26 protein-coding genes are annotated in these 25,450 nt (G+C 35.5%); 11 read left to right on the top strand and 15 right to left on the bottom strand.

Translation table 11 applies throughout. The features are described from left to right. Nucleotides 1-146: 146 nt before the first annotated feature. The 6 genes from scpA to udk form a co-directional block, all read right to left on the bottom strand. Nucleotides 147-2,285 (bottom strand): methylmalonyl-CoA mutase, encoded by a 2,139-nt coding sequence (gene scpA, locus BUA03_RS15445; RefSeq protein WP_066081378.1) that lies wholly within the window; start codon nucleotides 2,283-2,285, stop codon nucleotides 147-149. A gap of 208 nt (nucleotides 2,286-2,493) precedes the next feature. Next, nucleotides 2,494-2,619 (bottom strand): hypothetical protein, encoded by a 126-nt coding sequence (locus tag BUA03_RS17105; protein WP_262489230.1) that lies wholly within the window; start codon nucleotides 2,617-2,619, stop codon nucleotides 2,494-2,496. 70 nt (nucleotides 2,620-2,689) lie between these two features. Then, nucleotides 2,690-2,839: a hypothetical protein gene (locus BUA03_RS16760; protein ID WP_157492206.1), complete on the bottom strand. Its 150-nt coding sequence runs from the start codon at nucleotides 2,837-2,839 to the stop codon at nucleotides 2,690-2,692. Between the two features lie 71 nt (nucleotides 2,840-2,910). Further along, nucleotides 2,911-4,275: a methylmalonyl-CoA mutase subunit beta gene (locus BUA03_RS15440; RefSeq protein WP_066081364.1), complete on the bottom strand. Its 1,365-nt coding sequence runs from the start codon at nucleotides 4,273-4,275 to the stop codon at nucleotides 2,911-2,913. 129 nt (nucleotides 4,276-4,404) lie between these two features. Further along, nucleotides 4,405-4,725, bottom strand: a complete 321-nt coding sequence (locus tag BUA03_RS15435; protein WP_066081361.1) for an FtsB family cell division protein — start codon at nucleotides 4,723-4,725, stop codon at nucleotides 4,405-4,407. Between the two features lie 169 nt (nucleotides 4,726-4,894). Further along, the gene (gene udk / locus BUA03_RS15430) at nucleotides 4,895-5,503 is read right to left on the bottom strand and encodes a uridine kinase (protein ID WP_066081358.1); all 609 of its coding nucleotides are present in this window, start codon (nucleotides 5,501-5,503) and stop codon (nucleotides 4,895-4,897) included. A gap of 145 nt (nucleotides 5,504-5,648) precedes the next feature. Here udk and BUA03_RS15425 point away from each other — a divergent pair, with 145 nt between their 5' ends. The 3 genes from BUA03_RS15425 to BUA03_RS15410 all read left to right on the top strand — a co-directional run bounded on the left by BUA03_RS15425 (nucleotide 5,649) and on the right by BUA03_RS15410 (nucleotide 8,031). Further along, a complete protein-coding gene (locus tag BUA03_RS15425) occupies nucleotides 5,649-6,230 on the top strand; it encodes a Crp/Fnr family transcriptional regulator (protein WP_066081355.1) in 582 nt (193 codons plus the stop codon). Between the two features lie 88 nt (nucleotides 6,231-6,318). Then, the gene (locus BUA03_RS15420; protein ID WP_066081352.1) at nucleotides 6,319-7,071 is read left to right on the top strand and encodes a pirin family protein; all 753 of its coding nucleotides are present in this window, start codon (nucleotides 6,319-6,321) and stop codon (nucleotides 7,069-7,071) included. Between the two features lie 651 nt (nucleotides 7,072-7,722). Next, nucleotides 7,723-8,031: a hypothetical protein gene (locus BUA03_RS15410; RefSeq protein WP_066081349.1), complete on the top strand. Its 309-nt coding sequence runs from the start codon at nucleotides 7,723-7,725 to the stop codon at nucleotides 8,029-8,031. Nucleotides 8,032-8,197: 166 nt separating this feature from the next. Here BUA03_RS15410 and BUA03_RS15405 read toward each other — a convergent pair whose 3' ends face one another. The 5 genes from BUA03_RS15405 to dnaA form a co-directional block, all read right to left on the bottom strand. After that, complete coding sequence (locus tag BUA03_RS15405) at nucleotides 8,198-9,079, bottom strand: SDR family oxidoreductase (RefSeq protein ID WP_066081346.1); 882 nt, start codon at nucleotides 9,077-9,079, stop codon at nucleotides 8,198-8,200. A 70-nt stretch (nucleotides 9,080-9,149) separates the two neighbouring features. Continuing rightward, nucleotides 9,150-10,277 carry a methionine aminotransferase gene (locus BUA03_RS15400; protein WP_066081344.1) on the bottom strand — a complete coding sequence of 376 codons (1,128 nt, stop codon included), beginning with the start codon at nucleotides 10,275-10,277 and terminating at the stop codon, nucleotides 9,150-9,152. A 196-nt stretch (nucleotides 10,278-10,473) separates the two neighbouring features. Beyond that, nucleotides 10,474-11,196 (bottom strand): SAM-dependent methyltransferase, encoded by a 723-nt coding sequence (locus BUA03_RS15395; protein ID WP_066081341.1) that lies wholly within the window; start codon nucleotides 11,194-11,196, stop codon nucleotides 10,474-10,476. A gap of 106 nt (nucleotides 11,197-11,302) precedes the next feature. Then, nucleotides 11,303-11,770, bottom strand: a complete 468-nt coding sequence (locus BUA03_RS15390; RefSeq protein WP_066081339.1) for a low molecular weight protein-tyrosine-phosphatase — start codon at nucleotides 11,768-11,770, stop codon at nucleotides 11,303-11,305. 7 nt (nucleotides 11,771-11,777) lie between these two features. Continuing rightward, on the bottom strand, nucleotides 11,778-13,205 hold the full coding sequence (gene dnaA, locus BUA03_RS15385; protein ID WP_066081336.1) for a chromosomal replication initiator protein DnaA: 1,428 nt from the start codon (nucleotides 13,203-13,205) through the stop codon (nucleotides 11,778-11,780). Between the two features lie 184 nt (nucleotides 13,206-13,389). Between dnaA and BUA03_RS15380 the strand changes: the two genes are divergently transcribed. Then, nucleotides 13,390-13,794 carry an acyl-CoA thioesterase gene (locus tag BUA03_RS15380; protein WP_066081334.1) on the top strand — a complete coding sequence of 135 codons (405 nt, stop codon included), beginning with the start codon at nucleotides 13,390-13,392 and terminating at the stop codon, nucleotides 13,792-13,794. 30 nt (nucleotides 13,795-13,824) lie between these two features. Here the strand turns inward: BUA03_RS15380 and BUA03_RS15375 are convergent, their stop codons facing one another. The 3 genes from BUA03_RS15375 to ribD are packed head-to-tail and all read right to left on the bottom strand — an operon-like array spanning nucleotide 13,825 to nucleotide 16,142. Then, the gene (locus BUA03_RS15375; RefSeq protein ID WP_066081331.1) at nucleotides 13,825-14,448 is read right to left on the bottom strand and encodes an IMPACT family protein; all 624 of its coding nucleotides are present in this window, start codon (nucleotides 14,446-14,448) and stop codon (nucleotides 13,825-13,827) included. Between the two features lie 55 nt (nucleotides 14,449-14,503). Beyond that, nucleotides 14,504-15,106: an HAD family hydrolase gene (locus tag BUA03_RS15370; RefSeq protein ID WP_066081329.1), complete on the bottom strand. Its 603-nt coding sequence runs from the start codon at nucleotides 15,104-15,106 to the stop codon at nucleotides 14,504-14,506. Further along, the gene (gene ribD / locus BUA03_RS15365; protein ID WP_066081326.1) at nucleotides 15,099-16,142 is read right to left on the bottom strand and encodes a bifunctional diaminohydroxyphosphoribosylaminopyrimidine deaminase/5-amino-6-(5-phosphoribosylamino)uracil reductase RibD; all 1,044 of its coding nucleotides are present in this window, start codon (nucleotides 16,140-16,142) and stop codon (nucleotides 15,099-15,101) included. The genes BUA03_RS15370 and ribD overlap by 8 nt, the downstream gene beginning before the upstream one ends. Nucleotides 16,143-16,245: 103 nt before the next feature. On the opposite strand from ribD, the gene BUA03_RS15360 reads away from it, so the two are divergent. After that, entirely contained in the window at nucleotides 16,246-16,734 is a 489-nt protein-coding gene (locus tag BUA03_RS15360; protein ID WP_066081323.1) for a GNAT family N-acetyltransferase, read from the top strand. A gap of 148 nt (nucleotides 16,735-16,882) precedes the next feature. Beyond that, nucleotides 16,883-17,755: a peptide chain release factor N(5)-glutamine methyltransferase gene (prmC, locus tag BUA03_RS15355; RefSeq protein ID WP_066081320.1), complete on the top strand. Its 873-nt coding sequence runs from the start codon at nucleotides 16,883-16,885 to the stop codon at nucleotides 17,753-17,755. A 162-nt stretch (nucleotides 17,756-17,917) separates the two neighbouring features. Here prmC and BUA03_RS15350 read toward each other — a convergent pair whose 3' ends face one another. After that, entirely contained in the window at nucleotides 17,918-19,162 is a 1,245-nt protein-coding gene (locus BUA03_RS15350) for an ABC transporter permease (RefSeq protein WP_066081317.1), read from the bottom strand. Nucleotides 19,163-19,516: 354 nt separating this feature from the next. Between BUA03_RS15350 and hisS the strand changes: the two genes are divergently transcribed. The 5 genes from hisS (at nucleotide 19,517) to BUA03_RS15325 (ending at nucleotide 25,441) form a co-directional block, all read left to right on the top strand. Continuing rightward, the gene (hisS, locus tag BUA03_RS15345) at nucleotides 19,517-20,893 is read left to right on the top strand and encodes a histidine--tRNA ligase (RefSeq protein ID WP_066081375.1); all 1,377 of its coding nucleotides are present in this window, start codon (nucleotides 19,517-19,519) and stop codon (nucleotides 20,891-20,893) included. A gap of 294 nt (nucleotides 20,894-21,187) precedes the next feature. After that, complete coding sequence (locus BUA03_RS15340; protein ID WP_066081314.1) at nucleotides 21,188-21,766, top strand: nucleotide exchange factor GrpE; 579 nt, start codon at nucleotides 21,188-21,190, stop codon at nucleotides 21,764-21,766. 58 nt (nucleotides 21,767-21,824) lie between these two features. Next, nucleotides 21,825-22,937 carry a molecular chaperone DnaJ gene (dnaJ, locus tag BUA03_RS15335; RefSeq protein ID WP_066081312.1) on the top strand — a complete coding sequence of 371 codons (1,113 nt, stop codon included), beginning with the start codon at nucleotides 21,825-21,827 and terminating at the stop codon, nucleotides 22,935-22,937. Between the two features lie 194 nt (nucleotides 22,938-23,131). Continuing rightward, nucleotides 23,132-24,052, top strand: coding sequence for an ABC transporter ATP-binding protein (locus BUA03_RS15330; RefSeq protein ID WP_066081309.1), 921 nt, complete (start codon nucleotides 23,132-23,134; stop codon nucleotides 24,050-24,052). A 72-nt stretch (nucleotides 24,053-24,124) separates the two neighbouring features. Continuing rightward, nucleotides 24,125-25,441 carry an ABC transporter permease gene (locus tag BUA03_RS15325; protein ID WP_066081306.1) on the top strand — a complete coding sequence of 439 codons (1,317 nt, stop codon included), beginning with the start codon at nucleotides 24,125-24,127 and terminating at the stop codon, nucleotides 25,439-25,441. Nucleotides 25,442-25,450 lie beyond the last annotated feature (9 nt).

The following is a 25,450-nucleotide window of genomic DNA, read 5'->3' as shown; positions in this document are numbered from 1 at the left end:
ATTACATTTAAAAATACAAAAAACGAGGCAGAAAATAAAGTTTTTCTGCCTCGTTTTTATGATAATAATTATAAAATGACTTTTTCAGTGCCCTCAGCTTTCGATTGGTGTTTTTAAGGTAAAATTGAATATGAAATGGCGTTTGCTTATTCGAAACTCTCTATTAAAATTTCTAATATTTTAATAGCAGCTTCGCTTATTTTTGTTCCTGGTCCAAAAACGGCTACTGCGCCAGCATCAAACAAAAACTGGTAATCTTGTGCAGGAATTACTCCACCTACAACAACCATGATGTCTTGACGACCGTATTTTTTTAGCTCCTCAATTACTTGTGGAACTAAAGTTTTATGCCCTGCGGCTAGAGAGGAAACACCCAAAATATGAACATCATTTTCTATGGCTTGCTTGGCTGCTTCTTCCGGTGTTTGAAAAAGTGGGCCAATATCCACATCAAAGCCTACATCAGCATAACCGGTAGCCACTACTTTTGCTCCGCGATCGTGTCCGTCCTGCCCCATTTTGGCAATCATGATTCGAGGGCGGCGTCCTTCCTGTTTGGCAAATGCGTTTGCCATTTGTTTTGCTTTTTCAAAACTTTTATCGTCTTTTATTTCTTTACTGTACACGCCACTAAAAGATTTAATTTGTGCTTTATATCTTCCAAATACACTTTCTAGAGCATCGCTGATTTCGCCTAAGGTTGTTCTGTTTCGAGCAGCTTCAACGGCTATTTCCAGTAAATTACCTTCGCCTGTTTTTGCACACAAGGTTAATTTTTCAAGTGATTTTTTTACTTTTTCAGCATCTCTAGTTGCTTTTATTTGGTCTAATTGTTCTAATTGTTGTTTGCGGACCATTTGGTTATCTACATCCAATATTTGCAAAGGATCCTCTTTTTCCAAGCGGTATTGATTCACTCCAACAATAATATCTTGGCCGCTATCTATTCGAGCTTGTTTTCTGGCTGCAGCTTCTTCGATTCTCAATTTAGGAATGCCAGATTCAATAGCTTTGGTCATTCCACCCAATTCTTCTACTTCTTCAATAAGCTTCCAAGCATTCTCTGCAATTTCATTTGTCAAACTTTCTACATAATAACTTCCTGCCCACGGATCAACTGTTTTAGTAATCTTTGTTTCTTCTTGTAAATAGAGTTGTGTGTTTCTGGCAATTCTGGCAGAGAAGTCTGTAGGCAAGGCTATCGCTTCATCTAATGCATTGGTATGTAAGGATTGCGTTCCTCCAAAAGCGGCTGCGGCTGCTTCAATGCACGTTCGAGCCACATTATTGAAAGGATCTTGCTCCGTTAAACTCCAACCTGATGTTTGGCAATGCGTTCGTAATGCTAATGATTTATCGTCTTTTGGTTCGAATTGTTTGACTAATTTGGCCCAGATCATTCTTCCCGCACGCATTTTAGCAATTTCCATAAAATGGTTCATGCCAATGGCCCAGAAAAAGGATAATCGTGGAGCGAACTCGTCAATTTTCATTCCGGTTGCTAATCCTGTTCTAATATACTCCAATCCGTCGGCTAGCGTGTACGCTAATTCAATATCTGCAGTTGCTCCCGCTTCTTGCATGTGGTATCCCGAAATAGAAATAGAGTTAAATTTCGGCATTTTTTTGCTTGTGAATTCAAAAATATCCGCAATGATTTTCATCGAAGGGGTTGGCGGATAAATGTAAGTGTTTCGCACCATGAACTCTTTCAAAATATCATTTTGTATCGTACCGGAAAGTAATTCAGGTGGTACACCTTGCTCTTCCGCTGCAACAATGTAGAAAGCCATTATAGGCAAAACAGCACCATTCATCGTCATGGAAACTGACATTTCATCTAAAGGGATTTGGTCGAATAATACTTTCATATCTTCCACGGAATCAATGGCAACTCCCGCCTTTCCTACATCACCCACCACACGCTCATGATCCGAGTCATAGCCACGATGTGTAGGTAAATCAAAAGCGATTGAAAGTCCTTTTTGCCCTGCAGCTAAATTTCTTCTGTAAAAAGCATTACTTTCTTCAGCAGTAGAAAATCCGGCATACTGTCGCACGGTCCAAGGTCGGCGAACGTACATGGTTGCGTACGGTCCACGTAGATTTGGTGCAAAACCAGCTCCAAAATCAAGATGCTTGATATTATCAATATCTTGTTCTGAATACGTTGGTTTTATTTCGATTCCTTCTGCGGTTAGAAATGCATCAGACAGAGAATTTTCATTCTCCAATTTCAAATGTGTGCTTTTTAATTTTATATGTTGTAAATCTTTTCTTTTCATTTGTTTAGTACAAAGATTATAGTTTTTGAAATTTTTAATTCCTTTCAATCCATATTTCAGTATTTCTTGAAGTATGGAAAATAGCTGTAATGACAATTATGTTATCGTAGTTGTTGAAATGAATTGCGTATGGAATATTTTCAATTAAAGTCATTCTGGTCTTGTCATATCTTATTTGAAAAAGTAATGGATTTGACTTAATTATCTTTCAACTTTCCTTGAATGAATTGGAGAACGTATCACCCAATTTAGGTTGAATACTTTTGTACCAATCCAAAACTGTTTTGAAATCAAGTTTAGCTTCCTCTACAATTACAATTTTATACCTCACCATCAATATCTTTTATAAAATCATCAATATCTTGAGCTGAAGAAGGATTTTTAAGATATTTCTCTGTTCTTTCTCAAACTTGGTCCATTTGCCATTGAGGGATGTCCACATTATTCGACTTTGGAAGAATAATGACTTCAACTTCATCAGCATTAAAATCATCTGGCAATGTGATATTTATTTTGTGATTTTTCACCTTAACGATTTGTCTTATGGCTTCCATTATATTGTGTTTTAGTAAAGTAAATATACTCCTTTCCAATGGTATTAAATTAAATAACAGAGTCGGGCTGACTATTCAAGATCCAATCTTTCCTGTTCTATTTTTTCTGCCAGACGTTTTTCGATTATAGGCGTAATCAAAGTTTTTCTTGGTTTGACTTTTACAAAAGGAAACAATTCTAAATCATGTTTCATTTTATCCTGTTTATTAGGATGTTTATTTGTTCCTAATAAAATTTCTTTTCCTGTATCGAATAGATTTTGTTCCGTACCGGCACTTTCCTGAATTTTTCTTTTGATGATGCCATCGTTAAGTTGTTTTAGAAATCCGCCATTTGCTTCGATATCTTTGAATAGAACTAACGATTTTTCGGCTAATTGATTGGTGATGTTTTCTATATAATAACTTCCATCGGCCGGATTATTGACTTTATCAAAGTAGCTTTCATTTTTTAAAATCAACAATTGGTTTCGGGCAATTCGATCACCAAATTCATTGTCTTTATGGTACAAAGCATCATAAGGTAAATTAGCGATAGCATTCGCTCCGCCAATGATGGCACTCATACATTCCGTTGTGGTGCGCAACATGTTTACATTATAATCGTATAACGTCTTGTTGCGCTTGGTAGGCGAAACAATGATGTTGCAATCCAAATTGTGATCGTATTCTTCAGCAATTAATTTAAAAAGTAAACGCAGGGCACGCAATTTTGCAATTTCAAAAAAGTAATTTGTCCCAACCGTAACTTCAAAAACAATAGGTTGCTGGATGGAGTCAATCCGATTGAAATATTCATTTGCTTGTCCTAAACTATAAGCAATTTGCTGCACCATATTTGCCCCTGCATTTTGATACAAAGCGGTATTGATACTAATTAGCGAGAGTGATGTGGTTTGTTTCGAAAGTAAATTAAGTGTTTCAAAATTTGTTTTTTCAGCAGTTACAAACCAGTTTCCGTCTTGTGCTAGTTGCCCAATAGGATCTAAATTACAAAAAATAACAGTATTGTTTTTCTTTGCAAATGCATCTATTTTTTTAACGAAATCGATTGAAATAAAACTAAGATTAAAATAGATCGTGCTATTTTCTAAAGGTAAATTTTCCAGCAGCTTGGTTACGTCAATAGCTTCATTTTCTATTGTGAAGCGAAGGCTGTCAGCACCCCGATGGAGCACGTCCAATGCTCTTTCAATCGATTTTTCAATATCGTAAACAAATATATTTTGACAAATTTTAAATTGAGTCGCTTTTGTGGCAACAGAATAAGTTTTAGTTAATTCATCTCTGTGGTAGAAAGGTTTGACCTGAATGTCTTCTGGAGAATTCCAAACTACGGTTTCATTATAATCAGCTCCTTTAAGTTCAAATTGAATTTTTTGCTTCCATTGTTTGGAGGAAACGGGATTGAAATCATCGAAAAGATTTGTTGTCATTTTAGTTGTATTTTTCCCAATCCCAGCTGGTCTCCAAAAGAAATTGAGCCAAAAATTGGTATTTTATTGTTTAATATTTTCTATTAATTTCATGCTCTTTTCCCCTTTGGAAATGGTCGGAAGCTGATTTTATTTTTCAATCGTGTCGCCTTCAAATTCAATGATATAAATATCTTCACTATCTTTTTTCATATAGTATTTTTCGCGGGCGTATTTTTCTATTTGTTCGGAGTTCTTTAATTGCTTAATATTCTCTTGATCTTTTTTAATTTCTTCTTGGTAATAAGTAGCATTGTCCTCTAAATCTTCAATTTGTTTGTCTAAAATGCGATGATCGAAATAGGAATAGTTATCTAAAAAAATCATCCATGTACAAAAAAACAATAATACCCAAACGTATTTGTTACTTAAAAATTTAAACCAAGATGTATCTTTATACGGATTCCTCATTTTGTTCTTTTTAGCCCCGATTACAATAAAAATTCTTTTTTAGCCAGCTTTTGCTGGGAATAAAGAGAACCTCATTTTACTACTTTATTAACGAATTTCCATAAATTTAGTAGCAATGGAAAACGGAAAATAGCGACTATTCCTTTATAGTTTCAAAATTACAACTAAATTACAGAATTTTTTGATTGATTACTGCTCGAACTACATCTATGGCAACGGTATTGTACTTATCATTTGGAATAATTATATCGGCAAACGCTTTTGTAGGTTCAATGAACTGCTCGTGCATGGGTTTTAATGTGGTTTGATACCGATTAATGACCTCGTGCATATCGCGGCCACGCTCTACAATATCCCGTTTCATTCGTCGGATTAATCGTTCATCAGAATCGGCATGAACGAATATTTTTACATCAAATAATTCTCTTAACTCCGGATTTGCAAGAATGAGAATTCCTTCTACTATCATCACTTTTCTAGGATGTGTAAAAACAGAATCATCAGTTCTATTGTGCGTTGCAAAAGAATAAACAGGTTGGTGAATGTTGTTTCCCTCTTTTAATTCTTTAAGATGCGCAACGAGTAACTCAAAATCGATAGCACGCGGATGATCAAAATTAATTAAAGCTCTTTCATCAAATGAAAGTCCATGATTTTCTTTGTAATATGAGTCCTGAGAAATAATACCAACTTCCGTTTGTGGTAATTCATTCATAATCTGATGTACAACGGTTGTTTTTCCGCTTCCTGTACCACCTGCAATTCCTATAATGAGCATAAATGTTTTGTTGTGATTTTATGGATACAAAAATAGGAATTTAATCGGGAGCAGTTTTTGTTTTTTTAGGAAATATTGCTAATTTAATATATGTACTAGGGGTTTTCAGTAAACATTTTTTACCTTTAGTTTCTAAAGTAAAACTTTGTATTCTCAAATCAACAAAAATATAAGCCGTTACGTCTCTTTTGACCAGCAAGAATTAGAAATTTTTAATTCTTTGTTGGAGTTTAAATCCGTTCCAAAGAAAACGATGTTGTTGCAAGGAGGAGAGATGTGCAACTTTGAAGCTTTTGTTGTCAAAGGCTGTGTTCGAAAATATTATATAGATGCCAATGGCTTTGAAGTCATTCTTCAATTTGCTATCGAGAATGCTTGGGTAAGCGATATTTCGTTCAGTATTTACGAAGACAAGCCAAGCCGTGTTTTTATCGAAACATTGGAAGATTGTGAGTTTTTTATGTTCAGTCCTGAATCAAAAGAAAAATTGTTTAGCAAAGCACCTCAATTTGAACGTGCGTTCCGAATTCTAATGCAACGCAGTTTAGCCGTTACGCAAGATCGCTTATTCCATACTATTTCTAAAACGGCTACTGATAAATACACAGAATTTTTGTTGCAGTACCCAGCACTACCACAACGTGTTGCCCAGCACTACATTGCATCCTATCTTGGTATTTCAGCCGAGTTTTTAAGTAAAATTAGAAACAAGATCGCTAAATACTAAATTTCAATCGTTTGATTTCTTGTCCTAGTTCAATGCAAGCGCTTTTTTTTTGATGCAACTTTGCAGCTTACAATTAAAGAGCAAGACAATGGAAAATACAAAAACCGAAAAAAGCCAAGCAATTATTCCGCACATTTTGCATAAAGCCAATACTCGCGGCCATGCTAATCACGGATGGTTAGAGTCTTACCACACCTTTAGTTTTGCGAATTACCAAAATCGGGAACGGGTGAATTTTGGAGTATTGCGCGTTTTAAATGATGATAGCGTAAGTCAGGGGATGGGTTTTGGAAAACATCCGCATGATAACATGGAAATCATTTCTATTCCACTAGAAGGAGATCTAGAACATCAGGACAGTATGGGAAATACAACCGTAATTAAGGAAGGTGATATTCAAATTATGAGTGCAGGTACAGGGATTTTTCATAGTGAGAAAAATAAAAATAAAGATCAAGCGGTGAAGTTTCTACAGATTTGGATTTATCCAAATCAAAAAAATGTAACCCCTCGCTACGACCAAATCACCTTGAATCTTGAAGATCGCTATAACAAATTACAACAAATTTTATCACCAAATCCAGAAGATGAAGGCGTGTGGATTCATCAGGATGCTTGGTTTCATATTGGAAAATTTGATAACGGTTTCTCTACCTCGTATCGAATAAAAAAACCAGGAAATGGAATCTATGCTTTTGTTTTGAAAGGGGATTTTAGCATTGATAATATCAATGTAAACGAGCGGGATGGAATAGGAATTTGGGACACAGAAAAAATTTCAATTCAGGCCACTTCAGAGGAGGCACAAATCCTTTTAATGGAAGTGCCAATGCAGTTGTAGCGAAATAAATATAAAATAGAACTAATTAATACAAAACTACGCTACTCTGTCAATAACAAAATGGGTACTAGACCGACTACATTCACAAATTGGTTTTAAGGTAAAACACATAACGTTTACGACTATTTCAAGGGAATTTTCAAAATTTGAGGCTTTACTTCAGTCAGATGACATTGGTTTTGAAAATGCTAGGATTTAATTTACCGGAGCAACCGACTTAATAGCTACAGGATGTGCGCATAGAGATACCCATGTAGTAAGTCCAGACTTTTTGATGCTGTACAGTTTCCAGAAATCAAATTCTAAGCAGCATCATTTACCAAAACAAAGGAAGGAGGTTATGAATTAATTGAAAATTTAACAATGCACGGCGTTACGAAATCAGTGTCAATGCCAGCAGGATGTAGTGGATTACGGAAAGATCCGTGTGGAAATACATAATTAGCTTTTTCTCTGGAAGGACACATTAATAGAAAAGATTGGGGATTGAATTAAAATTCAACTCTTCAAACTGGGAGCGTGTTATTGGGTCTAAAAGTGCGATTAAGTATTGATTTGCAATTCATCAAACAATAATTTGCTACGAGAAAGTGGAATAAGGCCTCAAAGAATTAATAATCTTTGGGGATTTGTTGTTATAAAAAAAGAACCATGGAAAGGATAAATATTTTATACATAGGAAGGCATCTTGAAATTTTAAACACTGTAATCCGATTGATTAATGCGAATGAGAATTGGAGTGGAGTAGGCGTAATGAATGATCAGGAAGCGAAAGCAATTTTCGTCAGAAAAGAATTTTCACTTGTATTGTTGGGTTCTGGAATTCGGGAAGAAAGTGAAATTGAATTGCGTGCTTTTTTCAAAAATAAAAATCCAAAAATAAGTATTGTTCAGCACTATGGCGGTGGAAGTGGTTTGCTAAAAAGTGAAGTCGTACTTACCTTGGAAAATAATAAATAATAAAAAATTATTTTTTCACCATTAATAAATTAAGTTTTTTGAAACAGCAGTTCTTAATTTTTCTAAATGTTTTAATTTATAAAATAGGATGTTTACTAAAATATTCAGTAAGCCAACTAAAAAAAGAGAGCCATGTGACTCTCTTTTTTTATTTTATAAAAAACTATTATTTGTTTTTCTTGGCTTTGATCATCATTTCCAACTGATCCCAAAGTTCTTCTGGAATCGCTTCTAAAATATTGAACTGTCCTGCTCCTTTTAGCCATTCTCCGCCATCAATTACTACTACCTCGCCATTAATATAAGCTGAAAAGTCTGAAACCAAGTAAGCCGCTAAATTGGCTAATTCTTGATGGTCTCCCACCCGTTTCAAAGGCACTTTTTTTGCCATATCAAATTTTTCGGCTAAATCTCCTGGTAACAATCGGTCCCAAGCGCCTTTAGTTGGAAATGGTCCCGGAGCAATCGCATTCGAACGGATTCCGTATTTAGCCCATTCCACAGCAAGACTTCTTGTCATGGCTAAAACTCCTGCTTTTGCCGTAGCGCTAGGTACTACATAAGCAGAACCAGTCCATGCGTAAGTGGTTACGATATTTAAGATGGTAGACGATTCCTGTTTAGTTTCAATCCAATGTTTTCCAAAAGCTAGTGTACAGTTTTTAGTGCCTTTTAAAACAATATCAATTACAGTATCAAAAGCATTAGCAGATAATCGTTCCGTCGGTGAAATGAAATTTCCTGCGGCATTATTCAGTAAAACATCTACTTTGCCAAAAGTTTTCAGCACCTCTTGCAACATGTTTTCTACTTCTTCGTAATGACGAACGTCACACGGAATGGGAAGACAGGTTCCACCAGTTTCTGTTTCAAGTTCTTTAGCGGTATTTTTTAATTTTTCTAGATCTCTTGAGGTGATCGCAACCTGTGCCCCTAATTCCAAGAAATATTTAGTCATTGCTTTTCCTAAGCCGCTTCCACCACCTGTTACTACAATTACTTTGCCTTTTAGGGCATCGTCACGTAACATTTTATCTGTATACCTCATGTTTTGATGTTTTAATAATGTAAATATATTAAATTAAAATAGTATGCATGCATAATAAAAACAAATACTTTTAAATGACGCACAATCTTTTAGCAGCTTCTTCCAGCGTGGCATTATCTTTTGCAAAGCAAAAACGAATTAATTTTAGGTCTTTACCATTGGCATAAAAAGTTGAAATGGGAATAGCAGCTACACCGTGCTCAATAATCAGACGTTTGCAAAAAGCAACATCGTTTTCATTTGAAATTGCAGAATAGGAGACAACTTGAAAATAAGTTCCTTCACACGGCATCAGTTCAAAACGGCTGTTCTTTAATAATTGTCTAAAATAATCTCGTTTTTCTTGATATAATTTTCCAATTTCAGCTGTAGAAACCAAGTCCAAATACGCACTAATAGCTGCTTGACAAATGCTATTGACGCTAAAAACTAAAAACTGATGTACTTTTTTGATTTCTTTCATTAAACAATCGGGTGCTACTAAATAGCCAATTTTCCATCCCGTTACATGAAATGATTTCCCAAAAGAAGAAACCATGACGCAACGATTAATTAGATTTTGTCTAGAATGAGCCGAAATATGTTTTTCCTCGAAGGTAATGTATTCATACACTTCATCCGAAAGGAGAACGATGTCAGGATATTTTTCCAGTAGGAGTTCCAAAGTTTTGAAGTCCGCTTCCGTTAAGATTTTTCCTGTTGGATTGTGCGGATTGTTAATGATAATCATTTTTGTTTTAGAGGAGCAAGCGCTGGCTATAATTTTCCAATTGGGTGTGTAGTCATCGTTAAGTGCCACTCGAACCGGAGTGGCCTGCGATAATAAAACAGGTGCTTCGTAACAGTCATAACTAGGATCCAGAATTATCACCTCGTCATTGGCTTTCACCAAAGCCAGTATAGTGGTAAAAATTCCTTGTGTGGCTCCCGCAGTTACTAAAAGTTCTGTTTCGGGAGTAACAATTCTTCCATAGGACGTATGAAGCAGCACCGCTATTTTTGATAACAGCTCCGGATAACCTGACATAGGGGTATATTGGTGTATATTTTCTTTAGCAAGTCTGGCAACAATATCCGTTAATTGTTCATTCACCGGAAAATTTGGAAAACCTTGTGATAGGTTGATGGCGTTGTATTCCGTTGCCATTTGAGACATAACCGTAAAAATACTCGTGCTGACATTTGGAAGTTTACTCATAAAAAAAGCCCTTAATTTTAATTATAAAAATAGGTATTTTATAATTAGAATTAAGGACTGCTAGTATCGTTTTTAGATACTTTATTGAAAAGCGGTATTCGTTGTTAGCAATAGGATTGCAGCTATACGACTAATTACTTTTTTCAATTGCACACAATCTTAATACGAAACAACAGTATAATTGCTGTTTTATAGTTTACATTTTATGAATGATAAAAATTGTGGGCCTTTTATGCAAATCGATAGTTTCTTTTTTCCACGCTGCAATTTTCTTTGTTCTAATATATTCTGTGGGTAAAGTGATATCTGTTGCAATGCATAAATGCGTTTCGGGATGCAGTGTCTGAATTAAATCCTCTAATAATTTGTTATTACGATAGGGCGTTTCAATAAAAATCTGAGACTGATTTTTTTCAAAAGACACTCTTTCTAAGGTTTTAAAACTGGCTTTTTTTTCATCTTTTTCAATAGGTAAATAGCCGTGGAATGTAAAACTTTGGCCATTCATTCCTGATGCCATCATGGCCAAAAGAATAGAGGAAGGTCCTACCAAAGGAATAACCTGTATGCCTTTTTCATGCGCTAGTTTTACAATTACCGCACCTGGATCAGCAACTCCTGGACAACCTGCTTCACTCATTAAACCCATGTTTTGACCTTCCAGAAGCGGTACTATAAAGTCTAAATGTTCTTTGATTTCGGTATGTTTATTCAGTACAAAAAGCTTTAGCTCAGCTTGCTTTTTCTCTGGACTTACTTCCTTAATAGACTTCCGGGCTGTTTTGTCGTTTTCAACAATATAATAATCGATAAGATCAATACTTCTTTTTATGGTTTGTGGTAAAACATCCATAGGATCACAATCGCCCATGGTGGTGGGGATTAAATAAAGTTTTCCTAAAACAGTGTTTGATTTCATGAGTGTTATTTATTTTCCTATGAAGATGTTTATAGGATTATTATTGTCGGCGATTGGCACGAATTATAAGCTTCTAAGTGCTAACCACAATTTTCGTACAGAAAAATTATTGGTGTTTGGCTAATAGTTTTCTGGCAATTACATCGCAAACTTCATCCAGCATGTTGTAAACAATTTCGAATCCATTGGGTAAACCAAAATAAGGATCCGGAACATCAACGTTTTCTTTTGGAAATAATTCATTTAAAATCAGCTGGACTTTTTCTTTGTGAAGGTCTGTTTTGGCTAAAGTAATTACATCGCTGTAATTAGCATTATCCATCACATAAATATAATCATAGGCATCAAAATCAGTAGAGCTGAAGTGTCGTCCTTTTTGATGTGAAATGCTAATTTTATTTTTTTTAGCAACAGCAACAGAGCGTTCGTCAGGTGGATGACCGATATGCCAAGTACCTGTTCCTGCTGAATCAACAGTAAATTTATGTTTTGGAAGTTTTGAAGCCAATATTCCTTCAGCCAACGGAGAACGGCAAATGTTCCCTAAGCAAACCATTAAAATTTTTACAGGCATAATGCGTTTACAACGTTAATTTTTTGTTGATATCTTCTACAAACTTCTTGAATTGTTTATCGGTTGCCACTAAATTGTCAACCGTTTTGCACGCATGTAGCACGGTAGCGTGATCACGATCTCCAATTTGAGACCCGATATTTGCCAAAGACGCTTTTGTGAATTTCTTTGCGAAAAACATAGCCAATTGTCTGGCTTGTACCACATGTCTTTTCCTTGTTTTTGATTGTAGGGTTTCTAAATCCAATTGGAAATAATCAGAAACAATTTTTTGAATGTAATCGATAGAAATTTCTCGTTTTACATTTTTAACGAATTTTTCAACGACACTTTTAGCCAGTTCCAAAGTAACTTCCTTTTTGTTAAAGGAGGATTGTGCAATCAGTGAAATGATTGCTCCTTCCAATTCTCTGACGTTCGATTTTATATTGCGTGCAACATATTCCACAATTTCATCGGGAATTTCTACACCATCTCGATATAAAATATTCTTTAAAATAGAAATTCGAGTTTCATAGTCTGGTTGGTGAATTTCAGCAGACAATCCCCATTTGAAACGAGATAACAAACGTTGTTCGATATCTTGCATGTCAACAGGTGCTTTATCTGAGGTCAAAATGACTTGTTTTCCATTTTGATGCAAATAATTGAAGATATGAAAAAACACATCTTGAGTTCCTGATTTGCCAGAAAGAAATTGTACGTCATCTATAATCAAGACATCAATTAACTGATAGAAATGGATGAAATCATTTCTATTATTTTTCTTAACGGAGTCAATATATTGCTGTGTAAAAATCTCTGCTGAGATATACAAAACGGTTTTTTCAGGATATTTATCTTTTATTTCCACACCAATAGCGTGCGCTAAATGGGTCTTTCCTAGACCAACTCCCCCAAAAATCAATAAAGGATTGAATGAAGTTCCACCCGGTTTATTGGCTACAGCCATACCTGCGGATCGGGCCAATCTATTAGAATCTCCCTCTAAAAAATTATCAAAACTGTAATTAGCATTTAATTGAGATTCAATTTTTAAATTTCTTATACCTGGAATGACAAAAGGATTTTTTAACTCTGGGTTTAAGTTTTTAAATGGAGCATCCACTTCTTGCGGTTTCATAGGAACTCTATTCGCACTTGGCAACTGTTCCGTAAAAGGTTGTTTGTTGCCATAAGTGTTTTCCATTCTAATTTTATAAAGTAACTTAGCGTTTTTTCCAAGTTCTTTTGTAAGGGCTACTTTTAGTAATTTTACATAGTGCTCTTCCAACCATTCATAGAAAAATTTACTTGGAACTTGAATATATAATGCGTTATCGGTAAGTTCAACTGATTTGATTGGTTCGAACCAAGTTTTGTAGGCTTGGTCTTGGATGTTGTCTTTTATAAAAGACAAACAGTTTTCCCATACTGATTGAGCAGTTTTGTTCATATATTCTATTAAATTGTTTTTAATTGGTAATTGTTATCTTACTAAAAAAAAGGAGTTTTGTACTTATTTATCGGGGTAACAAATATGTGAACAAATTTCTGTAAAAAAAAATATATAGGGTAATAATTTCACGAATTATTGTTGTAAGGCACTATTTAAAATTTAAATATTTAATATAAAATTAATGATAGATCATCAAATAGAAGTTAGAGTACGCTACTCGGAAACAGACCAAATGGGCGTTGTATATCACGGTAATTACATACCTTATTTTGAAATAGGAAGAGTGGAATGGCTTAGAAACAAAGGGATATCCTATAAAATAATGGAAGAAAGTGGTATTGCCCTTCCTATTGTTTCCATGAATATAAATTATAAAAAATCAGCGCGTTATGATGAGCTGCTTACGGTTCACACGGTTTTCAAAAGTCAGACTTCCGTAAAGATAGAATTCGATTGTGCAATCCATAATGAAGCCAATGAGTTATTAACAACTGCCCAGTTTATTTTGGTTTTTGTGTCCCTAAAAACGGGTCGTCCAACTGCTCCTCCAGATTATATTTTGGAATTGTTAAAAACTATGGAATAAATTAAAAAACAGTACTGTTTTAAATCAGAATTAGACTCGTTTGATGTCTATTTCAAAAAACGTTTGAAAAATGTCGAAGACTATTTCGGCATTTTTTTTTCGTGTTTTTACCTCAATTATCCCCATTGGAAGCATTGAGATTTCATTTATTTCCATTTCTTGTGAAACAATTTCTAGTTTCTTTTCCTTGATTACCCGCATCACTTTATTCATGTTTTTGTAATCAAATGAGATTATAAAATGAACATCAATGGTTTTTTCGACAATCTCGCAGGCTGTAAGTGCTAATTGGGCAGTTGTTTTGTACGCTGTAATCAATCCTCCAACGCCTAATTTTACTCCTCCAAAAACGCGAACGACTACAAGCAATACATTTGTAATGGCAAAGGATTGAATCTGGCCATAAATGGGCATACCAGCACTGTTACTAGGTTCTCCATCATCGTTTGTCCTATAGGTAATCGCATCAGTGCCTATTTGATAGGCATAACAAAAATGACCAGCATGCGGATGTTGTTTTCGTAAATTGTCTAGAATAGGTTTTAGCTGATCTTCCGCTTGTATGGGGAATGCGTAACCAAAAAACTTACTGTTTTTGTCTTTGTGGAGAATTCCTTCTACAGGAAATTCGATGGTGTTGTACGTATCTTTCAATAGAAATTAAAAAGGGAATGAATTTTAAAACTCGGTTTGCTTTTGAAGCCTTTTTTTAAATTATTTTTTTGTCCAACAAATGGATGACATCTTCTTTTCCAACTTGTAAATTCCACACTTCAAATCCTAAAGCCAGCGCAGCATCTGTATTTTCTTTTTTGTCATCTACAAATAGGGTTCTTTTGGGAGCTAATTCGTGATTGTTTATCAAATGATTAAAAGTTTCAGGATTGGGTTTTCTAGTACCAAGTTCAAAAGAAAAATATACTTTTTCAAAACATTGATAAAAATCGCTGTAGAAGGAAACTCCATTTGTTTGCTCAAAATTTTCAATATGGATGGCGTCCGTGTTTGACAATAGAAACAAGCGGTATTTTTGGGAAAGCATTTGTAAAAATTCCAATCGATACAAAGGAAAGTCAAGAAGGATGGCGTTCCAAGCCGCTGTTATTTGCGTAATACTAGCCGTTGGAATGTGTTTTTGAATGCCAAACAGAAAATCTTCACGAGATATTTTTCCAGTTTCAAACTGCAGGTTCAACTGTTCTAGCTCATCATTCCATTCCGCTAATCCTAAGTTTTTAAAAGCAGTAACGGAGGCGTGCTTGTCTAGATTGATAAAAATATCACCAAAATCAAAAATTATAGTATTAATCATAGTTTCTAGAAATTAGAAGTTCGTCAGTACCAATAAAACATTTGTCGAACTGTTTCTTACCGAGAATAGGCGCTTTGATTCCGGAATGGAATGGGATGTTTCCAACAAATATTCGTGCTTCATCCCATAGATTGGCTTCTATAAAAGATTGCAAAGTTTGCCTTCCGCCTTCAATAATAACGGACTGAATTTGATGTTCGTACAGCGATTGAACTACTTGCTGTACTACGTTTTTTTCAAAATCAATTATCTCAAAGATAACATTTTCTTTTTCAGCAGCGGTTTTAAATTTAGAAAATAGGATAGTTTTAACGTGACTGTCAAGAATTTGGCTATGTTCTGGAATGCGATTATTTTGGTCTAAAACTACTCCTACAGGATTGTTTCCCCGCCAGTCTCGTGCGTCAAGTTTAGGATTGTCGTCAATTACAGTTTGTGTTCCCACCAGAATTGCCTGCTCCTCAGTGCGCCATTTGTGGACTAGTTGTCTGGAATACCCATTGGTAATCCAAACGGGTTTTTTTTCTAGTTTTTCCATTGGAGCGATAAAACCGTCTTTCGATTCGGCCCATTTTAAAATAAGGTACGGTCTTTTCTTGTTGTGAAATGTAAAAAAACGCTTGTTTAATTCATAACATGCCGCTTCTAGTACGCCCACAGTTACTTGAATTCCGGCTTCAACTAGTTTTTTGATTCCCGTTCCCGCTACTTTTTCGTTAGGATCTATAGTTCCAATGACCACCTTTGGGATTTTATTAGCGATAATCAAATTGCAGCATGGAGGTGTTTTTCCAAAATGGCTACACGGTTCTAAACTTACGTAAATGGTTGCTTTTTTCAATAGGGTCTTATCTTTTACGGAATTTACGGCATTTACTTCTGCATGTGGTTCTCCCGCTTTTTTATGCCAACCTTCGCCGATAATCGTACCATCATAAACAATTACGCAACCTACCATGGGGTTTGGATACGTAGTTCCTAAACCATTTTCAGCTAATTCGATGCACCTTCTTATGTATTTTTCATGTATTTTCACATTACAAAAGTAGTAATTTTTGAGTTTATGATTTTGTTTCAAAACTTTGAAGAATAATACTAAACAATTTCTATTTTTGCAGGTATAATTAGATTTTTAAAAAATGGAAAATTACAGTATCAGAAAAATAAATAAAGAAGACAATCAGGAAGTGGCACAATTGATACGAGCGGTTTTTGATGAATTGAATATTCCAAAAGTGGGGACGGCTTATGAAGATCCTTATTTGGATTTTATGTTTGAAGAGTACAGTAAGCCACGGTCTGTGTACTATGTGGTTGAAAATAACGGAAGAATCATTGGTTCTGCCGGAATTGCGCCACTAGAAAACGAAGCGGAAACTGTTTGTGAGTTACAAAAAATGTATTTTCTACCAGAAACACGCGGTTTAGGAATTGGTGCAGAAATGATGGCGGTGTGTTTACAAAGCGCAAGGAATTTTGGTTTTGAGAGCTGCTATTTAGAAACTATGCCCTTTATGCTGGACGCACAGAAATTATATAAAAAAGTTGGTTTTGAATCTATTACGGCCCCAATGGGCAGTACAGGACATGTCAGTTGTCCCATTTGGATGTTGAAAAATTTAGAATGATGCTTTTGACTTAATTCCTTTAATGTAGAAGATAGGAGTTTATGAATAGCAAGCAGTTATTATTTATTATTCCTTATATTTTTAAATAACAATCCATTTTAAGCTGCTTTTTCGTCTGAAATACAATTAAATTGATACGTAGTAAACCATGAAAATTAAGGAGTACAGAGCTCATTTTATTCAAGAACTCACCCCTCTTTATGATGCTGGTGAAGCAGAGAGTTTTTTCTACATAATCTTAGAAGAAAAACAGCAACTAAAACGAATTGATTTGGCGCTGCATCCTGATTTGGTTTTTTCCGCCGCAGAAATTGTGGTATGGAACTCGATTTTAGCACCGTTGAAACAAGAAATCCCAATACAATATTTGTTAGGTAAAACGAGCTTTTATGGATTGGATTTTATTGTCAATGAACACGTTTTAATTCCAAGACCAGAAACAGAGGAGTTGGTCGATTGGATGCTAGCGGATAATCGGAAAAAACAGCACGCTACTACTCTAAAAATGCTGGATATTGGCACAGGAAGCGGTTGCATAGCTATTTCCGTAGCAAAAAATCTTCCAAATGCTACCCTTTTTGCTATTGATGTTTCTGAAAAAGCTTTGGCTACAGCCAAAAAAAATGCTGCCAATAATGCAGTAAACGTTCATTTTATCCATCAAAATATTCTTGAAGCAATAACATTAAGTGCAGTCGAAGGAATCGACGAAAAATTCGATATTATAGTTTCAAATCCTCCTTATGTTCGTAATCTGGAAAAAGAAGAAATTAAGAAAAATGTTTTGGATAATGAACCGCATTTGGCTCTTTTTGTAGAGGATGATGACGCGTTGATTTTCTACAAAAAAATAGCCGAATTAGCGCAGGAAAATCTCACTGAAAACGGACAACTGTACTTTGAGATTAATCAATATTTAGGTGCAGCAATGATTGATTTGCTGCAGCAATTGCATTTCAAAAACATTGAATTACGCAAAGATATTTATGGGAATGATAGGATGATAAGATGTACTAGATAGCGTATAGAATATAAAGTGTTTTCTTTTGATTGCTAAAAGGGTCCGTTTATAAAAGGATAATCCCCATGCTTATTACAGGAAAGGATTTTCAATATGCAATTTGTAAGAAGCTACCTAATCCTACTAATTTTTTTGCACCCTGCCACGACAGGGTGCGGGACTTTACTCGTAACGCAACGCTTCAATGGGATCGAGAACCGCAGCTTTGATAGCAGGATACAAGCCCGAAGCAATAGCTACGATGAAACTAGTAATAAAAGCTGCCATAATAGCGCCCCACGGAATTACGAATGCAAAATCCATTGCGGTGGCAATTCCAAATCCAATCAGAATTCCAAAAATAATGCCTACCAATCCACCCATTTGACCAATCAATAATGTCTCTATAAAAAACTGAATGGCGATGGTTGTTTTCTTGGCTCCCAAAGCTTTTCTAACTCCTATTTCTCGAGTACGCTCCGTCACGGAAACGATCATGATGTTCATCAAGGCGATAGAAGAGCCTAAAACGGTGATGATACCAATCAACCAAGAGGCCAGTCCTAAGTATTTTGTGATTCCTAAAATTCGGTTAATAAGATCGTCGCTGCGAACAACACCAAAATTATTATCTTTTACAGGGCTTAATTTCCGAACCCTGCGCATGGTGCTTGTAGCATTGTCTAATGCTTGTTCTAGCAATTCTTTTTTGCCTACCATAACACTTACGGTGTAGTTTATGTTGGGGGCCGTAAATAAAGAGCGGGCCAATTGAATAGGAATTAAAACGCGTAAATCCTGATTGTTTCCAAAGGTGGATCCCTTTTCTTTCAACACTCCAATAACTTTAAATTTAGCGCCTCGGATTGCGATTATTTTATCAATTGGATTCACGTCTTTTAGCAATCCTTTCTCAAAATCAGATCCTACAACACATACATAAGCATTATTGTCGATGTCAAAACCAGTAAAATTCCGTCCAGCGCTGGTTTCCAAACCCGAATTGGTCATAAAATACTCGTCCACTCCAAGAATAGAATTTTCGGGATCAGTTTTAGTCGCTTCATATTTTACTTCAGCAGCGGATGTTGCCGTAAAAGAAAGTGACGTTTCCGTAAAAGGATACGTGTATTTGTTCTTGAAGGCCACTGCTTCAGGATAGGAAATAATTGGATTTATGATGACACGCTCGTCACCACCACGATTTCGCGTCGTATTTTCATACTGTTTCATATTGAAAGTATTCGCTCCCATCGATGCAAAATCAGAGGAGATGGTGTTCTCAAGTGCCGAAACAACCGTAAGAATACTGACTAAAGCTGTGATTCCTATAGCGATAATCATCACAGTAAGAACCGTTCGTAACAATTGCGTTCTAATAGAACCCAATGCAATCCGAATATTTTCTTTGAATAATTTTAACATCATAATGGTTTGACACGAAAATACAATTTTTGTTACAGGTTTTCTCTAGCTAAAAACTAATTTATTGCAATCTCTTTTATTTGAAGCCATTTCCCGCTTTCCGTTACAATGCGACAGCAAAAAATAATTTGTTTTCAATTGCCTGAAAGGAGCTTCCTGCGGTCGCTCTTTCCAGCAAGAAAACATTATTATTTTTTTACTGCCTCATTTTCACTTCAATCCGGGCTAGTTGTCCTGCAATAAAATGATGAAATTTGTAAACAGAATAATTTTAAAAATAGGATATTTGCAAAGAATTAGAATTTGGAGTTTTCAATACGTCCAAAATCTGAAAATCTAAAATCCAATACTCATAAAATGGCATCAAAACCGAGCATTCCAAAAGGAACCAGAGATTTTTCACCTGCTGAGGTGGCAAAACGGCAGTATATTATACAGATTATAAAAAGTAATTTCGAGAACTTTGGCTTCCAGCCCATAGAAACTCCTTCATTTGAAAATTCCGAAACCTTAATGGGCAAATATGGAGAAGAAGGTGATCGTTTGATTTTTAAAATATTGAATTCTGGAGATTATTTGGCGAAAGCCAATGCCGCTCATTTAGAAAGCAAAGAGAGTACCAAGCTAACGGCGAGTATTTCGGAAAAAGCGTTGCGTTATGATTTAACAGTTCCTTTTGCACGGTACGTGGTGCAACACCAAAACGAAATTGAATTCCCATTCAAACGCTATCAGATCCAACCCGTTTGGCGTGCAGATCGACCCCAAAAAGGACGTTTTAGAGAGTTTTTTCAATGCGATGCTGATGTTGTAGGATCTAAATCTCTATGGCAGGAAATAGAATTGGTGCAGCTTTATGATGCTGTTTTTACTGATTTGGGTTTAAATGGCGTAACCATAAAAATCAATAACAGAAAAATATTATCGGGAATTGCGGAGGTTATAGGCGCTTCTGATAAATTAATAGACTTTACAGTTGCTTTGGACAAGCTCGATAAAATAGGGGAGGACGGTGTCAAAAAAGAAATGGTGGAAAAAGGAATTGCTGCCGAGGCACTTGTAAAAGTGCAGCCATTATTTAATTTCACGGGAACCATTGCAGAGAAAATCGAAAAACTTTCCGTTTTGCTTACTGAATCAGAGGAAGGCTTGAAAGGAGTGGAAGAATTACGCTTTATATGTGACAATGTCATGAAGCTTGGATTGAATAACGCTGTTTTAGACTTAGATGTAACCTTAGCCCGAGGATTAAATTATTATACAGGGGCTATTTTTGAGGTGGCTCCTCCAAAATCCGTTGCCATGGGATCCATTGGTGGTGGTGGCAGATACGATGATTTGACTGGGATTTTTGGTTTGAAAAACATGAGCGGAGTAGGGATTTCTTTTGGATTAGACCGAATCTATTTAGTGGTTGAAGAATTAAATTTGTTTCCAGAAACCGTCTCGGCAACTTCTCAAGCACTATTTATAAATTATGGAGAAACGGAGGCTTTTTATGGATTACAAGCCATTCAAAAATTAAGAGCGGCAGGAATCAAAGTAGAATTGTATCCCGATGCTATTAAGGTAGCGAAGCAGTTTCAGCATGCGGATAAAAGAAGGATCCCTTTTGCCGTTATCGTTGGCCCAGATGAGATGACATCCAACACATTTTTACTTAAAAATCTAATTACGGGAGAGCAGCTTTCGCTGAATTTTGAAAGTTTAAAGGAAACTTTATCAGCTTCGTAAATTACAGCCATAAAAAAAGCTTCGTTTTGGTAAACGAAGCTTTTTTTTAATATACACTAATGGTGAATTAATAATTGTTGAGAATAAACTCTGGAATTTTTACTGTTGAATCAGTATCAAAGAAAAATTTTAACAAAACTAAAAAAAACAATAATAAGATAATCTTAAAATAATCTTAAAATTTTAGCTTGTTATGCGTCATGTGGCTAAGAAAAGTGAATTCGTTAAAAAGATGACAATTTGACATTTAAAAAGAATTGGCAGTACTTTTGCAATCCAAAGAAAAGAATAAAAATGAACTTTAAGAATATTTTTAAAAATACTAGTAATATGACTACTGAAAATACAGAAATCGATCAAGAATTAGAGGAGGCGACATTAGAGAATAATGCCAATGAAGAGCAAACCATTGTTGAGGAATTAAGTGTAGAAGAGCAATTGACGCAAGATTTAGCCAAAGAGAAAGATAAATATTTACGATTATTCGCTGAATTCGAAAATTACAAAAGGAGAACGACTAAAGAACGTATTGAGTTATTTAAAACGGCTAATCAGGAAGTTTTATTAGCCATGTTGCCTGTATTGGATGATTTTGACAGAGCAATTACAGAAATAAGCAAATCCGAAGATGAACTTTTGTTAAAAGGAGTGGAGCTTATTCATGAAAAATTAAAAAATACATTGATTGCTAAAGGATTGGAGCAATTTGAGGTTAAGGCGGGAGATGCATTTGATGCTGATTTTGCGGAAGCCATAACTCAAATTCCTGCCTCTTCAGACGAGATGAAAGGTAAAATTGTTGATGTTCTTGAAAAAGGATATAAACTGGGAGATAAAATCATTCGTTTTCCAAAAGTTGTTATAGGTCAGTAATGCGTAAGTATAGAGACGCGATTAATCGCGTCTGTATTTTTTACAAGAAAAAATAAAAATGAAAAAAGATTTTTACGAAATATTAGGCATTACCAAAAGTGCCGATGCTGCCGAAATTAAAAAAGCATATAGAAAGCAAGCTATAGCGCATCACCCTGACAAAAATCCTGGAGACAAATCGGCAGAAGAAAAATTTAAATTAGCTGCTGAAGCTTACGAAATATTAAGTGATCCACAGAAGAAAGCAAAGTACGACCAGCATGGACATCAAGCTTTTGATGGTTCTGGAGGTTTTGGCGGCGGCGGTCAAGGTGGAATGAATATGGATGACATTTTCAGTCAGTTTGGTGATATTTTTGGAGGTGGTTTTGGCGGTTTTGGCGGTGGAGGCGGAGGAGTTCGTCGTGCTAAAGGAAGCAACCTTCGTATTAAAGTTAAATTGACATTAGAAGAAATTGCCAATGGTGTCGAGAAAAAAGTAAAAGTAAAACGCAAGGTTCAAGCGCCAGGCGTGACCTATAAAACGTGTTCTACCTGTAATGGTCAGGGGCAAGTAATGCGCGTGACCAATACAATTCTTGGTAGAATGCAATCGGCTTCAACTTGTCCTACTTGTGGAGGTTCTGGTCAAATTCTAGATAAAAAACCAACGGAAGCTGATTCTCAAGGAATGATTCTTGAAGATGAAACCGTTTCAATAAAAATACCTGCAGGTGTGGTTGATGGCATGCAGTTAAAAGTGTCTAACAAAGGAAATGATGCTCCAGGAAATAGTATTCCAGGAGATTTAATTGTTGCCATTGAAGAATTAGAACACGAATCGTTGAAACGTGAAGGAGAGAATTTGCACTTTGATTTGTACATCAGCTTTGCTGAAGCGGTGCTTGGAATTTCAAAAGATATTGAGGCTATAAACGGCAAAGTGAGAATTAAGTTGGAAGAAGGAATTCAATCGGGTAAAATTCTAAGATTAAAAGGAAAAGGAATTCCAAGTATCAATGGATACGGGAATGGAGATTTGTTGGTTCATGTGAATGTGTGGACTCCAAAAACATTAAACAAAGAGCAGAAACAGTTTTTTGAAAACGCGTTGACAGACGATAATTTTATTCCTAATCCTGAAAAATCCGATAAATCATTTTTTGAGAAGGTAAAAGATATGTTTTCATAGTAGAGATGCCGATGTATCGCATCTTGAATCACATTAGATTTAGTAAGGGTTTAATTGTGATAAAAGCTGCGATTGATCCCAACTATATAAAAAATAAAACCCATTCCTGTTCCAACAAGAATGGGTTTTTTTATGCAACTATTCTAAGTATTTTGGTACTAATTATTTACTTTTACACCAATTAAAAATTTAGCATGAATACTATTCTTGAAGTTAATAAAGTCGTAAAGCAATATGGTGATTACGTAGCGCTAAACGGTGTCTCATTAGCAGTTCCAAAAGGGAGTATCTACGGACTCTTAGGTCCAAATGGAGCTGGGAAAACATCACTGATCCGAATCATTAATCAAATTACTTTGCCAGATAGTGGTCAAATTATCCTAGATGGTGAAAAACTACAACCCAAACACGTTCAATATATAGGGTATTTACCTGAAGAAAGAGGATTGTACAACACCATGAAAGTGGGAGAACAATGCTTGTATTTAGCGCAAATGAAAGGGCTCACGAAGGCTGAAGCTAAAAAACAACTGGAATACTGGTTTGAAAGATTAGAAATTCAAGGGTGGTGGAATAAGAAGATACAAGAACTTTCTAAGGGAATGGCGCAGAAAATTCAGTTTGTAGTTTGTGTTTTACACAAGCCAAAATTACTAATTTTTGATGAACCTTTTTCAGGTTTCGATCCTGTAAATGCGACTATTATTAAAGATGAAATCCTTGCGCTTAGAGAGGAAGGAGCCACTATCATTTTTTCTACACACCGGATGGAGAGTGTCGAGGAGTTGTGCGATCACATTGCTTTGATCCATAAATCTAATAAGTTGATAGAAGGTAAATTAAGCGATGTCAAAAGACAATTTAAAACCAATAGTTATGAAGTGGGCATTTTATCGGATAATGTGGAGGGTTTGATGTACGATATTACCCAGAAATTCACCGTGGCACCAGCAAATTTTAAATCGCTTAATAACGAGTTAAAATTGGAAATCCAACTTGGAACGGCTTTGCCAAACGAATTATTGCAGGTCTTGACGCAACGGGGTCAAGTCACGCATTTTGTAGAAAAAATACCGACTGTCAATGATATTTTTATTCAAGCGGTTAGTAAATAAAAACACAAATTTTGGCGCTTTGATTTTAGTTTTCTAAAATCACCAACCTGAAATCACCAATCAAAAAATTAAATGAGTATTATTTCACTAATCATAAAAAGAGAATTTATTGCCAAGGTGCGCAACAAATCTTTTATAGTCATGACTTTTTTAAGTCCATTATTATTTGTTGGACTTGCTGCATTTGTGGGCTACTTAAGCACTATGAAAGCGGATACTAAACGAATCGCAATTCACGACGAATCCGGTTTGTTTGCGCAGGAGTTTACAGCTATAAATCAAAAGAATGGGGAATATAAATACCTCGATTTGTCGCTTATTGATTTAAAATTTTTGAAAGACAGCATCACTAACGAAAGTTATGAAGGGCTGCTGTACATTCCTAAAGTAGAAAGCTCAAAAGATTTTGAAAATAAAATACAATTCATCTCCAATAACAGTCCCAGTATTTCCTTCATAGAAAATGTTCAAGAGGTAATTGCAGATAAATTGACCAAAACCAATCTTGTACAAGCACAACTGGATACACTAGCCATTACGAAGGCTAAGGCCAATGTGACCATTAGTCTATCAAAAGCATCTGGTGAAGAAAGTGTCAAAGGACTTAACGAAATTAAAATAGGTATTGGTGGTGCTTTTGGCTATTTAATAATGATGTTTATTATTATTTATGGCAATATGGTGATGCGCAGTGTCATAGAAGAAAAAACCAGTAGAATTGTAGAAATTATTATTTCCTCGGTAAAACCATTTCAGCTGATGATGGGAAAAATAATAGGAACTGCATTAGCAGGACTGCTGCAATTCTTTATTTGGGCACTTATAGGACTTTCATTAATGTTTGCTGCTTCACTATTTTTTGGCGTAGATGTGGGACCAACCGCTAAACTATCACCAGAACTAGTACAAGCCGCTCAGCAAGAAATGACTGGAACAGCCCAAATGTATATCAAGGAGCTTTGGAATTTACCCATTGCAAGTATTTTAACTGGATTTGTAATCTATTTCATAGGTGGTTATTTTTTATACAGCTCTTTTTATGCAGCAATTGGAGCAGCTGTGGACAATCAAACCGACTCACAACAATTCCTTCTGCCTATTATTATGCCATTGATGTTGAGCGTTTACGTAGGTTTTTTCACGGTTATCAATGATCCACATGGCACAATCGCCGTAGTTTTTTCAATGATTCCGCTTACATCCCCAATTGTGATGCTGATGCGAATTCCGTTTGGCGTACCTTTGTGGCAAATTGCAATTTCAGTAACCTTGTTGTTTGGTACCTTCTTTAGTGTGGTATGGTTTGCCGCAAAAATATACCGAATAGGAATACTGATGTACGGCAAAAAACCAACTTGGGCCGAATTGTACAAATGGTTGAAATATTAAAAAGAGATA

It is taken from the genome of Flavobacterium fryxellicola, from assembly GCF_900143245.1.
Taxonomy (GTDB): domain Bacteria; phylum Bacteroidota; class Bacteroidia; order Flavobacteriales; family Flavobacteriaceae; genus Flavobacterium; species Flavobacterium fryxellicola.
The sequence above is the reverse complement of the archived record's forward strand: the minus strand, read 5'-3'. Positions and strand labels throughout refer to the sequence as shown.

Excerpts from the sequence above, each read along its gene's own strand:
- scpA (WP_066081378.1), bottom strand. The coding sequence starts at position 2,285 with ATGAAAAGAAAAGATTTACAACATATAAAATTAAAAAGCACACATTTG.
- BUA03_RS17105 (WP_262489230.1), bottom strand. The coding sequence starts at position 2,619 with ATGGTGAGGTATAAAATTGTAATTGTAGAGGAAGCTAAACTTGATTTC.
- BUA03_RS16760 (WP_157492206.1), bottom strand. The coding sequence starts at position 2,839 with ATGGAAGCCATAAGACAAATCGTTAAGGTGAAAAATCACAAAATAAAT.
- BUA03_RS15440 (WP_066081364.1), bottom strand. The coding sequence starts at position 4,275 with ATGACAACAAATCTTTTCGATGATTTCAATCCCGTTTCCTCCAAACAA.
- BUA03_RS15435 (WP_066081361.1), bottom strand. The coding sequence starts at position 4,725 with ATGAGGAATCCGTATAAAGATACATCTTGGTTTAAATTTTTAAGTAAC.
- udk (WP_066081358.1), bottom strand. The coding sequence starts at position 5,503 with ATGCTCATTATAGGAATTGCAGGTGGTACAGGAAGCGGAAAAACAACC.
- BUA03_RS15420 (WP_066081352.1), top strand. The coding sequence starts at position 6,319 with ATGGAAAATACAAAAACCGAAAAAAGCCAAGCAATTATTCCGCACATT.
- BUA03_RS15410 (WP_066081349.1), top strand. The coding sequence starts at position 7,723 with ATGGAAAGGATAAATATTTTATACATAGGAAGGCATCTTGAAATTTTA.
- BUA03_RS15405 (WP_066081346.1), bottom strand. The coding sequence starts at position 9,079 with ATGAGGTATACAGATAAAATGTTACGTGACGATGCCCTAAAAGGCAAA.
- BUA03_RS15400 (WP_066081344.1), bottom strand. The coding sequence starts at position 10,277 with ATGAGTAAACTTCCAAATGTCAGCACGAGTATTTTTACGGTTATGTCT.
- BUA03_RS15395 (WP_066081341.1), bottom strand. The coding sequence starts at position 11,196 with ATGAAATCAAACACTGTTTTAGGAAAACTTTATTTAATCCCCACCACC.
- BUA03_RS15390 (WP_066081339.1), bottom strand. The coding sequence starts at position 11,770 with ATGCCTGTAAAAATTTTAATGGTTTGCTTAGGGAACATTTGCCGTTCT.
- dnaA (WP_066081336.1), bottom strand. The coding sequence starts at position 13,205 with ATGAACAAAACTGCTCAATCAGTATGGGAAAACTGTTTGTCTTTTATA.
- BUA03_RS15380 (WP_066081334.1), top strand. The coding sequence starts at position 13,390 with ATGATAGATCATCAAATAGAAGTTAGAGTACGCTACTCGGAAACAGAC.
- BUA03_RS15370 (WP_066081329.1), bottom strand. The coding sequence starts at position 15,106 with ATGATTAATACTATAATTTTTGATTTTGGTGATATTTTTATCAATCTA.
- BUA03_RS15360 (WP_066081323.1), top strand. The coding sequence starts at position 16,246 with ATGGAAAATTACAGTATCAGAAAAATAAATAAAGAAGACAATCAGGAA.
- prmC (WP_066081320.1), top strand. The coding sequence starts at position 16,883 with ATGAAAATTAAGGAGTACAGAGCTCATTTTATTCAAGAACTCACCCCT.
- BUA03_RS15350 (WP_066081317.1), bottom strand. The coding sequence starts at position 19,162 with ATGATGTTAAAATTATTCAAAGAAAATATTCGGATTGCATTGGGTTCT.
- hisS (WP_066081375.1), top strand. The coding sequence starts at position 19,517 with ATGGCATCAAAACCGAGCATTCCAAAAGGAACCAGAGATTTTTCACCT.
- BUA03_RS15340 (WP_066081314.1), top strand. The coding sequence starts at position 21,188 with ATGAACTTTAAGAATATTTTTAAAAATACTAGTAATATGACTACTGAA.
- dnaJ (WP_066081312.1), top strand. The coding sequence starts at position 21,825 with ATGAAAAAAGATTTTTACGAAATATTAGGCATTACCAAAAGTGCCGAT.
- BUA03_RS15330 (WP_066081309.1), top strand. The coding sequence starts at position 23,132 with ATGAATACTATTCTTGAAGTTAATAAAGTCGTAAAGCAATATGGTGAT.
- BUA03_RS15325 (WP_066081306.1), top strand. The coding sequence starts at position 24,125 with ATGAGTATTATTTCACTAATCATAAAAAGAGAATTTATTGCCAAGGTG.